Raw genomic sequence first — 16,563 nt, 5'->3', positions numbered from 1 at the left:
CATGAATAAAATTTATATTTAGTAAAAAAGGATATATCATATTGAAGTTTTTTCACTCCAATCTGATACATCCCCATATATTTTGCTATAAAAATCACTGATAAAATAAAGAGAAATTTATAGAGTATGATTTAATACCATATTACTTACATCTTGTTGAAATCTAGTGAAATTTTCAGGAGCCCAAATGGTTGAAGATTTGCCGTTTTCTTCAAATGTTTTTTTGCTAAAAGTAAATGTTTGCTTTTTTGTATCAGTAGATGGTTTTGCATTATTTATACTATTTGCAAGGTTGCTTAAATATAATTCTTTAAATTTAGCTTTATATTGAGTTTCGCTTTTAAATTTAAGAGTACCTATCTTTTTTAAAGCATCCTCTTTTGCTTGTGTGAAAGCAGAGGGCACATCTATATAAGATGTAGTAATTTTTATATCAACTGTCTCTTTACCTTGACTTACCTCTAGTTTAGGTGTTATTTTCTTTAAAGAATTTATTTCAGCTGAAAGTATTTTTTCTAATTCTTCATCAGTAAGCACAATAGCATACTCTGCAAATGCATTTTTTATGTCATTTCTTATCTTACTGAATGTATCTTTACTAATTGTATCAAATTCAGTAGTTGGTAGTCCTAATTCTTGAAATTTAGTTTTATCCCCATATAAACAAAATTTAAAATATGCCTCTGCTGTTACTTCAGGAGTTGCTAATGTTTTTACCTCTTCTTTTTCTTTTGAAGGCTTCTTTTCTTCTCCACAGCCAGTTAATGTTAAACTAGCTGTTAATACAATCATACTAAGCATAGTTATAAATTTTTTGAAATTTTTCATATGTTACCCCCTATACGTATTGAAAATGCTTATTGCTAGACTAATTATTTGGAAATATTATATCATGCATTTGTAATGAATAATTATAAATTTAGAAGAAAATGACTATGGTCATAGGTATTATGGGAATATGGTCCTAGAAAAATATTGAAAAATTAATTGTAATTTTATTTTTTATTAAAATTCATGTTTTTACATTATAGGATTTTTTATTATAAAGTTGTTAAATGGAAAAGATAGATTCATAGGTTAATTTAGTAATAGATAAAATGTAAATGATATGATAATATCTAAATAAGAAAAATTGAATAAATAAATATATAGACAAAAGAAAAACCTTAATATCAAAAAATAGAAGATAAAAAAGGGTGAGTGATGGATGAAAAGAATTGACTTGATTCTTAATAAACTTAATGAAACAAAGCATACAAAACCAAATGGAGTTTCTGCATCAGATATTGCAGAGAAGTTAAATCTTTCTAGAGCAAATGTAAGTAATGATTTAAATAAATTAGTAGGTGAAGGGAAGGCAGAGAAGTTAAAAGGAAAACCAACATTATTTAAGATTAGTGAAAAAGAAAACGTTTCCTCTGGTGTATTAGCAATAGATAAATTTTCAGAATATAATCCTAGTTTATACCCAGCAATAGAGCAAGCAAAGGCAGCAATATTATATCCTCCAAATGGAATGAATATATTACTACTAGGTGAAACTGGTGTAGGTAAATCAACTTTTGCAGGATTATTATATAAGTATGCAATTGAAATGAAGGTAAAACTTGAAGACAGTCCTTTTATAGTATTTAATTGTGCAGATTATGCTAATAATCCTCAATTATTGCTAGGACAATTATTTGGTATAAAAAAAGGTGCATATACAGGTGCTGATTTTGATAAGCAAGGTCTTATTGAAAAAGCTGATGGAGGAATTTTATTTTTAGATGAAGTTCATAGATTGCCTGCAGAAGGGCAAGAGATGTTTTTTACCTTTATGGATAGAGGCGTTTACAGAAGACTTGGGGAAACAGAGAGTGAAAGAAGAGCAGATGTACTTATTATAACTGCAACTACAGAAGATCCAAGTACTACATTACTTAGGACATTTACAAGAAGAATCCCAATGGTAATAACAATACCTCCACTAAGAAATAGAGGCATGGAAGAAAGATTTAATCTTATAAAACAATTTATGATTCAAGAATCTGGAAGATTAAAAAAAGGTATTAGAGTGTCAGTGAATTCTATAAAAGCATTTTTGTCTTATAATTGTGAAAATAATATAGGACAATTAAGATCTGATATACAGCTTGCTTGTGCTAAAGCATATGCTGATTTTTTGTCAAATAGAAAAGATGTCATAGAAATAAGCAGTTTAGATTTACCAACATACATAAGAGAAGGGTTATATAAAGAAATAGAACATAGACAATTATGGAATAAGTTAATTGATATAAATAATAGATATTTTATATTTGATAAAAATAAAGATAAAGAAATATTTGAAGAAAACAAGAATGATGAAAATATTTATGAAATGTTAGATGTTAGGATAAGTGAACTTAAGGCAAAAGGTATAAAAGGTGTACGACTTGAAGAAGAAATAGAAAGAGATATTGAAGATTATTTAAAAAAGTATATTAATGATGTTTATGATAAGGTTGATATGTCTAATATAAAAAATATTATAGAAAAAGATGTTATGGATGTAATAGAAGAAGTTATTAGTTTTTGTGAAAATCAATTACAAACTAAATTTGATAAAAAAATAAATTATGGATTAGCTGTTCATATAAGTAATTCAATAGATAGATTAAGAAGAAATAAGAAAATTGTAAATCCAAAGTTAAATAGTATAAGGGAAGAACATAAAAAGGAATTTAATGTAGCATTGGATGCATTAAAGATAATAGATAGAACACTTGATGTAAGTATGCCAGTTGATGAAGCTGGTTTTATAACTATGTTTTTAAGTTATGATTATGGAAACTTAAAACATAAACAAAACAATGTTAAAGTAATAGTTATTGCTCATGGAATAAGTACAGCAACATCAATGGCTGATGCAGTTAATGGACTTCTTGGGACAAAGAATATAATAGGAATCAATGCACCTATAGAAGAAAAACCTGAAAAAATATTAAGTAAAACTATAGAATATATTAGAGAATATAAAATTGATGGAGATATATTATTTCTAGTTGATATGGGATCTCTTACAAACTTTGGAGTTGAAATAGGAAATTTATTTAACATAAAAACTAAAACAATACCATTGGTTAGTACATTGCATGCATTAGAAGCAACTAGAAAATCTATGATGGGATATTCATTAGATGAAATATATAGAGAAACGTTGGAAGTTAATAATTTATATAATGAGAATGTCATACAATCTCAGCAAGAGAGAGAAGAAAAGCTGGCAATAGTTACAGTATGTACTACTGGAGAAGGTGGGGCTAAAACACTTAAAAGATTATTAGAGAAAAGTATTACTTTTGATAAAAAGATAGTAGAAATTATTCCAATTAATTTAATAGGAAAAGAAAGTATTTATGAAAAAATAGAAAAACTAAAGAAAGAATATAAATTTATTTGTTTTGTGAGTCCATTTGAATTAGATATAAATAAACCACAATTTATGCTGGATAGCATTATAGATGGAACATGTATTAAAGATATACAAAAACTCATTGACATTGAAGAAATTTATCTAAAGATGAATGAAACCTTAGAACGTGAATTGAAAAAAGTTGATGGAAAAACAGTATTAAAACATATAAAGAAATTTAATGAAAATGTTGAAGAAGAATTGAATATTAAAATAAGTACAAATATCCTTATTGGAATTATATTGCATATATCAAGTATGATAGAGATGTATGACCAAAACAAGACCAGGGTAGAGTTTGAGAACAAGGAGCAATATATAGAGGATAACTTAAAATTATATAGAGTAGTAAAAAATGCGATTGAGCCTATCAGTACTAAATATTCAATGAATATTACAGATGATGAAATATGTTATTTGATGAATTTCTTTAAAGCGCCAAATTTAGTAAGTAATAAGTGATAATTTATGAAACAATAAAACACATTGTTAATGTGTTTCAAAAAACTTTTTGAGAAGTAAAACATTTTAAATCTTCTCAAAAGTTTTTTTTTGTTTTGAATCCTTTGAAAATACTAACTTGAATATATATTAATATTTTTATTTATTGTATTTTAAATTTGGCATGGTTATTGCTTTATATATGAATAAGACAAATGAAAGATAAAAAAACTAATATAAATAAAAATTATAAAAGAATTGAGGAGATAAAAATGGAATCATTAGAAATGGCAATTATGAATATTATAATCAATGCTGGAGATTGTAAAAATCATGCTTATATGGCTCTTAATTATGTAAATGAAGGAAATTATGAAGAAGCTGATAAAGAAATGGAGTTATCAAATGATGCTTTAGGTAAAGCTCATGACGGACAAACAATGTTTCTGCATCAAGAAGCAAATGGTGAAAAGATAGATATGTCGGTATTATTTGTGCATGCTCAAGATCATTTAATGACTGCCATAACAGAGAAGAATTTAATTGAACAAATAATTGAATTAAGGAAGATTGTAAATACATTAATTAAATAAAATTAGCAAAAAATAAAATTAGCAAAAAATAAAATTATATATTAGGAGGAACGAATTATGATTACAATTAGATTATTTTGTGCAGCAGGAATGTCAACAAGTTTGTTGGTTAATAAAATGAAGGATTCAGCTAAAGCAAAAGGAATAGAAGTGGATATAGAAGCTTTTCCAGAAGGACAAATGGATAAACACTTAGATAATGTAGATGTAGCGCTACTTGGACCACAAGTTGGGTACACAATTGCAAAAGCAAAAAAGATATGTGAACCTAAAGGAATTCCAGTAGATGTAATACCAATGGTTGATTATGGAATGATGAATGGTCAAAAAGTATTAGATTTTGCTTTAAAATTAGCTAATAAATAAGGCTAAATAAAAAAAGTTCCATGTGGTTCAATTAAGTAACAGAGAAAACCACATGAAAGATTGGATAAAAATAATAATAAATCTCACAAATTTATTACTGTTTTATTATATCACAAATTTATATTATATTTTTATACAAAAACTAAATTTAAAGGAGGAATTATTATGTCATCATTAGGAAGTACTCTAAACGAAAAAGTAATACCAGTAATTATGAAATTTGTTGGTTCTAAGCCTGTTATTGCTTTAAAAGATGGAATTTTATTTACATTGCCGTTAATTATGGTAGGATCAGTATTCTTATTACTAGCACAAATACCTTATCAACCATTTAATGATTGGATGGCTAGTATGTTAGGTGCTGGATGGACAGAACCGTTATTCCAAGCTTATAATTCAACTTTTGCGATTATTGCAATTATTGCTGTATTTGGTATAGCATACACATATGCTAAAAATGAAGGTCATGAACCTTTATCAGCAGGAATAATAGCATTTGCAGTCTTTTTATTAACAATGAACCAATTTGTTGTAACTAAGAGTGGCGAAATAGTAAGTGGCGTTATTAATAAGGACTTTGTTGGTGGAAAAGGTATGGTTACAGCAATCATAATTGGCTTAGTTGTAGGTGCAATTTATTCATGGTTTATGAAGAAAAATATTACAATTAAAATGCCAGCAGGGGTACCACAAGGAGTTGCAAATTCATTTGCAGCATTAATTCCAGCAGCAGTTATAATTTTAGGCTCAACAGTACTTTATACTATTCTTAAATATGCAATGGATACAACATTTATTGAATTAATATATAAAGTTTTACAAACACCTTTACAAGGAATGACAGATTCTTTAGGTGGCGTTATAGTTATGACTTTCATAATCCCATTTTTATGGTGGTTTGGTGTTCATGGTTCATCAATTATAGGTGGAATAATGACAGGAATATTAACATCAAATGCTCTAGAAAATCAAGCTATACTAGATAGTGGAAAAGCACTTACAGTAGCAAATGGTGGTCATATAGTAACACAACAATTTTTAGATAATATGGTTGGGATGACAGGGTCAGGAGTAACAATAGGACTTGTATTATGTATGATAATGTTTGGAAGATCAGCACAAAGTAAAGAATTAGGTAAATTAGCTATAATACCAGGGATGTTTAATATAAATGAACCAGTTACATTTGGTACTCCAGTAGTAATGAATCCATTTATGGCAATACCATTTATACTTACTCCAATGGTAACAGGCTTAGCTACTTACTTTGCACTATATACAGGATTAGTTCCATTATTTACTGGAGTATTGGTGCCATGGACAACACCACCAATAATTTCAGGATTCATTTTAGGTGGTTGGAGAATGGCTTTATTACAAATTGTAATTATGGGATTATCATTTGCAATATACTTCCCATTCTTTAAGAAACAAGATGCTATGAATGTTAAAAATGAGGAAGCAGCACAAAGTGAATAAGCTTAATAAAAAGTAGATTAATTTACATAATATAGAATTAACTAGCCCCAATATTTAAGATATACATATTGAATATAAATATTGGGGTATTTTTTAAAAAATCAGGAGGAAATTTTATGGCTTTTAATAAAAAATTTTTATGGGGAGGAGCTGTTGCAGCCCATCAAGTTGAAGGAGGATGGAATAAAGGCGGAAAAGGCCCTAATGTTTCAGATGTAATGACTGCTGGAGCACATGGTGTCCCAAGGGTAATTACTGATGGAGTAATTGAAGGTGAAAATTATCCAAATCATGAAGCTATTGATTTTTTTGGACATTATAAGGAAGATATTGCTTTATTTGCGGAAATGGGGTTTAAATGTTTTAGAACAAGTATAGCATGGACACGTATTTTTCCTAAGGGAGATGAATTAGAACCTAATGAAGAAGGATTAAAATTTTATGATGATATGTTTGATGAGATGTTAAAGTATGGAATAGAACCTGTTATTACATTGAGTCACTTTGAAATGCCATATCATTTAGCTAAAGAATACGGTGGGTGGCGTAATCGTAGAGTTATTGAATTCTTTGTACGTTATGCAACTACTGTAATGGAACGGTACAAAAATAAAGTTAAGTATTGGATGACATTTAATGAAATTAACAATCAAAAAAATATAACAAATCCACTATTTGGATGGACCTGTTCAGGTGTACTTTATAAAGAAGGTGAAAATCCAGAAGAAGTAATGTATCAAGTAGTTCATCATGAGTTAGTTGCTAGTGCGTTAGTGGTTAAGAAAGGCCATGAAATTAATCCGGACTTCCAAATAGGATGTATGTGCTCATTTGTTCCTATATATCCCTTTTCTTGTAATCCTAATGATATGATGCTTTCTGTAGAGGCAATGCATGATCGCTATTTCTTTGCAGATGTTCATTGCAGAGGCCATTATCCTTCATATGCATTAAAAGAATGGGAAAGAAAAGGGTATAATATTAAAATAGAGTCAGATGATACTCAAATTTTAACTGAAGGAACTGTAGATTATTTGGGATTTAGTTATTATATGTCTGATGCAGTCAAATCAGGAGTTAATGAATTAGATAAAGATTCTATTGTTGGATCAAATTCAAGTATTAAAAATCCATTTGTAAAGGCATCTGATTGGGGATGGCAAATAGATCCAGTAGGAATTAGGTATTCTTTAAATCTTTTATATGAAAGATATGAATTACCATTATTCATTGTGGAAAATGGTTTTGGAGCTATTGATGTTAAAGAGTTGGATGGATCATGCAATGATGATTATAGAATTGATTATTTAAGGTCACATATTATAGAAATGGAAAAGGCTATAGAATTAGATGGTGTTAATTTAATTGGTTATACTCCATGGGGATGTATTGATTGTGTTTCATTTACAACAGGAGAAATGAAAAAACGTTATGGATTTATCTATGTTGATAAAGATAATGAAGGAAATGGGACACTAGGTAGGTCAAAGAAGAAATCATTTGAATGGTATAAAAAAGTTATTTCAAGTAATGGGGAAGAATTGTAGTTTATTTATCTAATAAGATTGAAGAAATATAACAAATAACATAATAAAAAGTTTATTTTATTAGTAATATTAATAATCTCAAAGGTAAAGTTTTTAGACTTTTCTTTTGAGATTATTCTTTAATAAATTAAAGTGTTTTGTGATAAATAATCCTAATTGTAATAATTAAACATAATAAATTGAGGGTGATATTGATGAAGTTTTTAAAAAGTACTTTAGGATATTTTTTAGCTGCAGTTATAATAAATGCAAGTTGGGGAATTTTTATAGATAAGTTTGGGATTTGGGGTGGATATTTTGCTGCACTTTTTTTAACAGGATCAATGTGGTACATTAATCATTATTTAGCTTTAATTAAACATGATGAAGATTCAGCATTTATTGATATGGGATTAGGAATAGCAATTTGTTTAGTTGTAAAAGGATACTTGATTAATGGAATTGATTCAGTTATAAGTTCCATTCCAACTTTAGCTTGTATAACTATTGGAGCAATACTAGGTGGTTATGCAGCTGTAGCTGTAGAAAAATACAATAGAAAAGAGTTTTCTGAATAATATAATTTTAAAATACTGGATTTACAAGTTATAGATTAGAAATTAGGAGTGAAGTTATGTCTGTACAAGCTATTATTACAACAACATTTGGAGCTTTTATATTTCCATTTGTACTTAGAATTTGTTGGGGAAGATTTGTTAATAAATTTGGAGCAATTGGGGGGTTTTTAGCGGCAATAACTTTAGTAGGAACAATTTGGATAATAAATCATGGTATGAAAAGTCATTTAATACAACAAAGTGGAAGCACATGGATTGACATGGCTTGGGCAGCTGCCATTGGTATTTTCACAGCATCAGTTGTAGCGGGTGGGAAAATTAAAAAGTCATTTACCAATATTAACGCTGCAGTAGTTGGCGGGGGATTAGGTGCAATTGTACTTGTATTTATGTTGTAGTTCATAATTATACAAATCAAAACATAAATAAAGAAACTCATGAAATCTTATGATATAAATTTCATGGGTTTTTAGCCTTTTATATAAGCCTTTACTTGTGTTAAAATATATTGATGTAAAATAACAAATACAAATGAAACTTGGAGGATCTATTAAATGAATAAAATAACAGATCACATTTTATGCAAGGTGGAAAAACCATCTAGATATATTGGTGGAGAACTTAACCAAGTAGTTAAGAATCCAGAAGAAGTTGACATAAGATTTGCATTTTGTTTTCCTGATGTATATGAGGTAGGGATGTCTCATTTAGGAACAAGAATACTTTATCATACAATAAATCAAAGAAAAGATACATATTGTGAAAGAGTTTTTGCTCCATGGGCAGATATGGAGGAGCAATTAAGAAAGAATAATATACCATTATATGCTTTAGAAACAAAGGATCCTATCACGAACTTTGATATAATAGGATTTACTTTGCAGTATGAAATGAGTTATACAAATATATTAAATATGTTAAGTCTGGCAGAGATTCCATTTAGAGCAGAAGATAGGGAAAATGAGATGCCTGTAATAATGGCTGGAGGACCTTGTGCATACAATCCAGAGCCTTTATATGGAATTGTTGATTTCTTTGAACTTGGTGAAGGTGAAGAGATGATGAATGATGTGCTAGATGTTTATGTTAAATACAAAAACAGTGGTAAGTGGGATAAAAAGGCATTTTTAAGGGAAATATCACATATAAGAGGTATTTATGTTCCTTCATTATATGATGTGGATTACAATGAAAATGGAACTATAAAAGAATTTAAGTCTAAGTTTGAAGATGTTCCTGATAAAGTTAGAAAGAGAATAGTAGCAGATTTTGATAAGGTAGATTTTCCAGATGAAATTTTAGTACCTTATACAGATATAGTTCATGACAGAATTGTACTTGAGCTATTTAGAGGATGTACTAATGGATGTAGATTCTGTCAAGCTGGGATGCTTTATAGACCAGTAAGAGAAAAGTCAAGAGAAACTTTAATAAATCAAGCAAGAAAATTAATTGATAGTTCAGGATATCAAGAAGTATCTTTATCATCATTAAGTACTTGTGACTATTCAGATATTGAAGGATTAGTTCATGACATGATGGAAGAACATAGTGAAGATAAGGTAGCTGTAGCTTTGCCATCAATTAGAGTTGATGCTTTCTCAGTAGATTTAATTAAGGAAATTCAAAAAGTTAAAAAGACAGGGTTAACATTTGCTCCAGAAGCTGGTTCTCAAAGAATGAGAGATGTAATTAACAAAGGGTTAACTGAAGAGAAAATTCTTGAAGCATCTAAAAATGCCTTTGAAGCTGGGTGGAGTTCAATTAAATTGTATTTTATAATTGGTTTGCCTTATGAAGAATTGGATGATTGCAGAGCTATAGGAGAACTTGCTCATAAGATACAAGATCAGTATTTTGCAGTGCCAAAAGGTGTTAGAAACAAAGGATTAAAAATAACAGTAAGTACATCAATACTTATACCTAAGCCATTTACACCATTCCAATGGGCGCCTATGGCTAAAATAGATGATGTTAATGAGAAGATTAAGGCAGTAAGAGGATCAATTAAATCAAGAAGTATATGGTATAACTATCATCATCAACAAACTTCATATATGGAAGCTTTATTTGCAAGAGGAGATAGAAGAATGTGTGAAGTTTTAATTAAAGCTTTTGAAAAGGGAGCTAAGTTTGATGGGTGGTCAGAATTCTTTAACTTTGAAATATGGCAAGAAGCTTTAAATGAATGTGATGTAGATGGAGATTTCTATGCATATAGAGAAAGAAGCTATGATGAAGTGCTTCCATGGGATTTTATAGATATTGGAGTTAATAGAAAGTATCTTGAAATAGAAAATGAAAAAGCTAAGAAAGCTGAACTTACTCAAAACTGTAGAAAAGGCTGTACAGGTTGTGGAATAGATGTAAACTTTAAAGAAGGGAAGTGTTTTGCTGGTGCGATATCTAATTAAATATACTAAAGAAAGTGAGATAAAGTTCATTGCTCACTTAGACTTAATGAGGACAATTCAAAAGGTGGTAAGAAGAGCAAAACTTCCAGCTAAATATTCAAAAGGATTTAATCCTCATCTAGCAGTTTCAATAGCACAACCTTTGTCAGTTGGGGTTTATTCTTCAGGAGAATATATGGATTTAATTCTAGTAGAAGAGGTAGATGAACAAGAAATTTTGGATAGATTAAATGAAAAAAGTGCTGCAGGTATAAAATTTTTATCTTGCAAAAAGATTGTTGAAGTAGAAAATGAAAAGAAACTTCCTCAAGGGATGGCTTTAATTGATGCTTGTAGATACACCATAAAAGTTCTTTATAATGATGCAAAAAAGTTAGAAGATGAAGTTAATACTCTTCTAGAAAAAAAAGAATGGAATACTATTAAGAAAAGTAAAAAAGGTGAAAGAGAAGTTGATATAAGAGCTTTAGTTTATGATTTTAAGTTTTGGATTAAAGACAATGAACTTATAATAAATACATTGATTCAATCAGGAAGTAGGGAGCATTTATCTGCTGATTTATTAGTGAACTATGTTAAGTTACATACAACAGAATGTGATAATGATGCATTTGTTGATATAAAAAGAGAAGAGATGTACTTTTTAAAAGAAGGAAGATTTGCACCACTTTGTGATTGTAGGTAGGGATGTGTTTATATGAAAGAAATATTTATTGAGAGAAGAGAAAAAAGTCTTAGAATAGGTATTAAAAATAATGGTGTACTAGAAGAATGTATAGTAGATGAAGAAAGAAATGGACCAAGTATAGGTGAGATTTATAAAGGTCGAGTGAAGAATATTATCCCAGCTACTAATTCTATTTTTGTAGATATTGGACTTGAAAAGGAAGGATATATCTATTATAGTAATGAGCTTAAATCTAAAGGGATAAAAAAAGGAAATGAAATCCTTGTTGAAATTTTAAAAGAACCAATAAATGAAAAAGGAGCAAAGTTAACTACAAAGATAGGAATTCCTTCTAAATATATGGTTATTGAAAGTGGAGATGAGGGTATAGAGTTTTCTAAAAGATTTAAAGATGAAGTTAAAAAGGAGCTAATACTTGCTGAGCTTAAAGAAGTTAAAGGCGGAAAATTAATTGTAAGAACTGAAGCTGCAAATGTGAGTATTGAAGAATTAGAACATGAAAGAAAACTTTTGGAGAAGGAATATGAAGAGATTAATAGAAGGATGAAATACTCTTCACAGCTTGGAAAACTTTATGGAGACAATCTTGCGATAAATAAAGTTTTAAGAGATAAAGTAGGAATAGATTGTATAAAGATAGTTGTAGATAATGAAGAAGACTATAATTTTATAAAAGAGTATCTAAAAGATGAGAAAAATGTTAAAATTGAGCTCTTTGATTCAACTAAAAGATTATTTGATTATTATGATATAGAAAAAGAACTTTTAAAGTTAAGACATAATAAAGTAGTTCTTCCTTGTGGTGGTTCAATAATAATAGATAGAACAGAAGCTATGTATGTTATTGATGTAAATACAGGGAAAAATATAAAAGAGAGAAGCTTTGAAAAAACTATCTTAGATACTAATTTAGAAGCTGCTAGAGAAATAGGAAGACAGATTCTTCTAAGAAATTTAAGTGGAATAATAGTTATAGATTTTATAGATTTAAGAGATAAGGCTCATAAGTCTATAGTAATGAAAGAACTTAAGGATGCACTAAAAGAAGATGGTGGAAACCATAAGGTATTTCCATTTACAGAATTAAATCTAGTTCAAATCTCTAGAAAAAGAGTAGGTAAGAGTGTATATGAATATATGGAAGAAAAATGTCCTTTATGTTGTGGTAATGGGTCATTACTTAAGCTATCCTATCTAGAAGGGCTAATTAATAATGAAATAACTAAGTATCATAATGAAAATAGTATTAGTGATTTTTTTATAGAAGTAGATGAAACTTATATGAATAAGATTAAGGAAGATTTAGTTTCTTTTCTTAAGAATATAGATGGACTGGATAAGAAAATATATATTAATTATGTAAGTGGTATTGAGGGATATAGAGTAGAACCTTTAATATTTAAAAATCAAAAGAAAAATATTGAACAGTATTTGGTGAAAATAGAATAAGTATTAATATAATGATTGCAAATATTTTTTAGAAAGGGTATTTGTAATCATTTTTTTTGAATTTTAAAATTAGTGCAACACTTTCGTTAATTGAATTGTATTATATTTGAAAAGTAAAGAAAATTAATTATTAATTTAATTGTACTACAAGATGGAAGGATGAGTTTTAGGATGAATGAGATTTCATTGTGTACAGATGAAATTATCTCACAGGATTTAGAATATTATGGAAGTATGCTGCTGAGACTTGCATATTCATATATGAAAAATATTTATGATGCAGAGGATGTAGTACAAGAAGTTTTTGTACAATTGATTAAAAATATAGAGATATTTGAAAGCGATAATCATAAAAGAAATTGGCTTATTTGTGTAGCAAGAAATATTTGTAAAAATAAATTGAAATCTGCTTGGTTAAAAAATCGTACAGAGTTAATAGAAATTCCATATTATGATGAATATAAAGAGAGTAATATTCTTAATAAGGTAATACAGCTTCCATTAAAATATAGAGAAATTATTCATTTATATTATTATGAAGATTATACTACAGTTGAGATTGCATCAATAATACATAAGAAAGAGTCAACAGTGCGCTCATTGCTTAGTAGGGGAAGAAAAATATTAAAGAAAGAGTTAAAGGAGGAGTATGATTTTGAGTAAAAGATACAAAGAAGAATTAGATAAAATAATTATGACTGAAGATATGAAAAGAAGAATACTTCATAATTTGCTCGATGAAAAGGTAGAAATTAAAAGTACAAAAATAAAAAAAAATAATTCATTTAGAAGAAGTATATTAATTATTGCTTCATGTTTTACAATAGTTGTATTTATAAGTGCTGTAAATAGTGATATTGAACTTACTAAATGTGGAAATTATGATTTGGAGCAGGAAGATATAGGTGATACAAATAAAGAATTGCAAAATGATGAAGTAAGTAAATTGTATGATAATAAGGGGGATAGTAATTATAACAAAAATGATAATGAGCCTGAAAAACGTGAAATTATAAATCAATATACTAATGAGAGTGAAAACTGTAAGAAAAGTAATTCACCAGAACATAATGAAAATAGTAATAATAACGAAAATAAAAATACTAATACAAATGATAAGAATATTATAAATAACGATGACACTAACAATAATGAAGATAAAAATAATGACAATGGAAAGACTAACTCAAATACGTTACCTTTAACTACTTGTGGAGGGACTATAAAAGAGTATAAAACATTAGAAGAGGCTGAAGAAGTAATAAAATTTAAAATTAATAGAATAAAGGAAATACCTGATGGATTTAAATTAGATTATATATATGTTATAGCAAATGATGTGATTGAAATAGAATATAATAGTGGAAAAGATATAGCAAAATTTAGAGCAGGAAAAGTTTCTGAAAATATAAGTGGTGATTATAATATATATGAAAATGAAAACACATGTGAAATAAATGGGATAAACATAAAGTTAGATGGAATTAAAAATAAAGTAATTAATCTAGCAACTTGGAAAAAGGCTGATATATACTATTCTATTTCATCAGAAAATGGCATTGATGAAGAGATAATATTAAATATGATTAGAAGTAGTTTATAAATTGAATAAAATTATCATTTTAGATTTTTAATTTATTAAAAATTGTTATATATGTATATTGATAATATTAAAAGAAGTTCCCATATATTGAAAGATTCTGAAAGTTGCATCTAAATCAAGAGAAAGTGCAACTATTATTTTTCTTAAATTGTAATGTATTAAGTAAAATAATATATTGGGAGGCGTTCTTTATGGAACAAATTAACAAAAAAATTAACATAACTCATCCACAAAAAAGAATTTTGTATAACGAGATGTTGTTTCCAAACACATCAATGCATAATATTGTATCTAAAATTAATATAAAAGGTAATTTAGAGATTCATATATTAGAAGAAGCAATAAATATAATTATCAAAAAAAATGATTCATTTAGATTAAAGTTTTATGAAGAGGATGGGAATATATATCAATATGTGGATAAATATAAAGCTATTGATATACCTTTCTTAGATTTTGAAAAATACAATGATAATGCTGAAAATAAATTAAAAGAGTTTTGTATTAATGAAGGAAGCAAACCTTTATATAAACAAAATGAACCTTTATTTAAGTTCTTCATTTACAAAATTAATCAGGAAAATATGGGAGTATGCTTTTTTATACATCATCTTATTTGTGATGGTATGTCATGTAATTTATTACTTAAACAACTTACTAATATATATCAGCAATTATGTGACAATGAAATTGTAGATTTAAATATTGAAAATTCCTATATTGACTTTACATCTGACGAAAAGAAATATCTAAACTCTGAAGAATTCAGGAAAAATAAAAAGTTCTGGAAAGAAAAGTTTTCAAATTTGAATAAAAATTCTTTATATAAAAATTCTAAAAGTGCAAAATCAAAAACAAAATCATTCTTATTAAGTAAAGATAAATATGAAGAACTTAAAGAATTTTTAGATAATCATAATATTTCTTTAAACAAATTCTTTATTTCTATTTCAAGTATATATATGAGTAAAATATTGAATGACAATGATATAACATTAGCAGTAGCTTGTTTTAATAGGAGCAATGAATGTCAAAAAAATACTATTGGTATGTTTACAGGAACCATGCCTTTAAGAATAAATATAGAAGATAATAAAACTTTTAATGAATTTTTAAATTACTTAAATATTGAAATTAAGAGTTGTTATCATAATCAAAAATATCCATATGATTTATTAGCACAGGATTTGGAGTTAAAGAAAAAAAGAGCTGATTCTTTATTTAAATTCTGTGTAAATTACTATGTGCTTGAGAGTTATAACTTAGAAAATATATGTATTAATAATGAAATTTTCCCTCAAGAATATGCAAATATTCCATTACATATCTTTATTAAAGAATTAAAGAGACAGGGAAATGTTGAAGTAGAGATACAGTATAGAATAGAGGATTATACTGAGCAGCAAATTATACAAATGGCTAGAGGTATGGAACTTATTGCTAGTCAAATTATTAAAAATTCAAATTTAAAAATATCAGGAATTCAAATAGTTTCTAAAGAAGAAAAGAATTTAATACTAAATAAATTTAACAATACAAAAAGAGAATATGAAAAAGATAAAACAATAAAAGAATTATTTGAAGAAGTAGTTAAAAAGTCACAAAATAAAACTGCAATTGTATCAAACGGTGAATATTTAACTTATAAACAATTAAATGAAAGAGCAAATCAACTTAGCAATCTATTAGTGAAAAATGGAGTAAAAAAAGGAGATATTGTTCCAATATTATGTGACAAGAGCAAAGATACAATAGTTGGGATGTTAGCTGTTATAAAAAGTGGAGCTGCATACTTGCCAATAGATGAAGAATATCCTGAAAAAAGGATAAATTATATGATTGAGGATAGTCATAGTAAAATACTTTTAATTAAAAATCATCAATCAGGAAGAGTTAATGTAGCAAAAATAAATAAAATAGATTTAAATAGTGAAGATATACTTAAAGAAAGCAAAGATAACCTTAAAAATATTAATACACCAAAAGATTT

14 protein-coding genes are annotated in these 16,563 nt (G+C 27.6%); 13 read left to right on the top strand and 1 reads right to left on the bottom strand.

Features of this window, described 5'->3' with window-relative positions; translation table 11 throughout:
* Window positions 1-117 precede the first annotated feature (117 nt).
* Window positions 118-828: a hypothetical protein gene (locus NNC19_RS22330; protein WP_310940908.1), complete on the bottom strand. Its 711-nt coding sequence runs from the start codon at window positions 826-828 to the stop codon at window positions 118-120.
* A gap of 379 nt (window positions 829-1,207) precedes the next feature.
* Here NNC19_RS22330 and NNC19_RS22325 point away from each other — a divergent pair, with 379 nt between their 5' ends.
* The 13 genes from NNC19_RS22325 to NNC19_RS22265 form a co-directional block, all read left to right on the top strand.
* Complete coding sequence (locus tag NNC19_RS22325; protein ID WP_310940907.1) at window positions 1,208-3,898, top strand: sigma 54-interacting transcriptional regulator; 2,691 nt, start codon at window positions 1,208-1,210, stop codon at window positions 3,896-3,898.
* A gap of 251 nt (window positions 3,899-4,149) precedes the next feature.
* Entirely contained in the window at window positions 4,150-4,470 is a 321-nt protein-coding gene (locus NNC19_RS22320; protein WP_310940906.1) for a PTS lactose/cellobiose transporter subunit IIA, read from the top strand.
* A gap of 57 nt (window positions 4,471-4,527) precedes the next feature.
* The gene (locus NNC19_RS22315; protein ID WP_310940905.1) at window positions 4,528-4,836 is read left to right on the top strand and encodes a PTS sugar transporter subunit IIB; all 309 of its coding nucleotides are present in this window, start codon (window positions 4,528-4,530) and stop codon (window positions 4,834-4,836) included.
* Window positions 4,837-5,001: 165 nt separating this feature from the next.
* On the top strand, window positions 5,002-6,315 hold the full coding sequence (locus NNC19_RS22310; RefSeq protein WP_310940904.1) for a PTS sugar transporter subunit IIC: 1,314 nt from the start codon (window positions 5,002-5,004) through the stop codon (window positions 6,313-6,315).
* 116 nt (window positions 6,316-6,431) lie between these two features.
* The gene (locus NNC19_RS22305) at window positions 6,432-7,862 is read left to right on the top strand and encodes a 6-phospho-beta-glucosidase (RefSeq protein ID WP_310940903.1); all 1,431 of its coding nucleotides are present in this window, start codon (window positions 6,432-6,434) and stop codon (window positions 7,860-7,862) included.
* Between the two features lie 194 nt (window positions 7,863-8,056).
* On the top strand, window positions 8,057-8,419 hold the full coding sequence (locus NNC19_RS22300) for a Lin0368 family putative glycerol transporter subunit (protein WP_310940902.1): 363 nt from the start codon (window positions 8,057-8,059) through the stop codon (window positions 8,417-8,419).
* 56 nt (window positions 8,420-8,475) lie between these two features.
* Window positions 8,476-8,817, top strand: coding sequence for a Lin0368 family putative glycerol transporter subunit (locus NNC19_RS22295; RefSeq protein WP_310940901.1), 342 nt, complete (start codon window positions 8,476-8,478; stop codon window positions 8,815-8,817).
* Between the two features lie 156 nt (window positions 8,818-8,973).
* Complete coding sequence (locus tag NNC19_RS22290; protein WP_310940900.1) at window positions 8,974-10,833, top strand: TIGR03960 family B12-binding radical SAM protein; 1,860 nt, start codon at window positions 8,974-8,976, stop codon at window positions 10,831-10,833.
* The gene (locus NNC19_RS22285; protein ID WP_310940909.1) at window positions 10,817-11,518 is read left to right on the top strand and encodes a TIGR03936 family radical SAM-associated protein; all 702 of its coding nucleotides are present in this window, start codon (window positions 10,817-10,819) and stop codon (window positions 11,516-11,518) included. The genes NNC19_RS22290 and NNC19_RS22285 overlap by 17 nt, the downstream gene beginning before the upstream one ends.
* 12 nt (window positions 11,519-11,530) lie before the next feature.
* Complete coding sequence (locus tag NNC19_RS22280) at window positions 11,531-12,970, top strand: ribonuclease E/G (RefSeq protein ID WP_310940899.1); 1,440 nt, start codon at window positions 11,531-11,533, stop codon at window positions 12,968-12,970.
* A 171-nt stretch (window positions 12,971-13,141) separates the two neighbouring features.
* Window positions 13,142-13,633 (top strand): sigma-70 family RNA polymerase sigma factor, encoded by a 492-nt coding sequence (locus NNC19_RS22275; RefSeq protein WP_310940898.1) that lies wholly within the window; start codon window positions 13,142-13,144, stop codon window positions 13,631-13,633.
* Window positions 13,620-14,573 carry a hypothetical protein gene (locus tag NNC19_RS22270; RefSeq protein WP_310940897.1) on the top strand — a complete coding sequence of 318 codons (954 nt, stop codon included), beginning with the start codon at window positions 13,620-13,622 and terminating at the stop codon, window positions 14,571-14,573. Before NNC19_RS22275 ends, NNC19_RS22270 begins: the two co-directional genes overlap by 14 nt.
* 191 nt (window positions 14,574-14,764) lie before the next feature.
* The coding region (locus NNC19_RS22265; RefSeq protein WP_310940896.1) for a condensation domain-containing protein at window positions 14,765-16,563 on the top strand (1,799 nt) is incomplete at its 3' end.

Origin of the sequence: Clostridium sp. SHJSY1, from assembly GCF_031626875.1 — a bacterium.
Lineage (GTDB): Bacteria > Bacillota > Clostridia > Clostridiales > Clostridiaceae > Clostridium.
The sequence above is the reverse complement of the archived record's forward strand: the minus strand, read 5'-3'. Positions and strand labels throughout refer to the sequence as shown.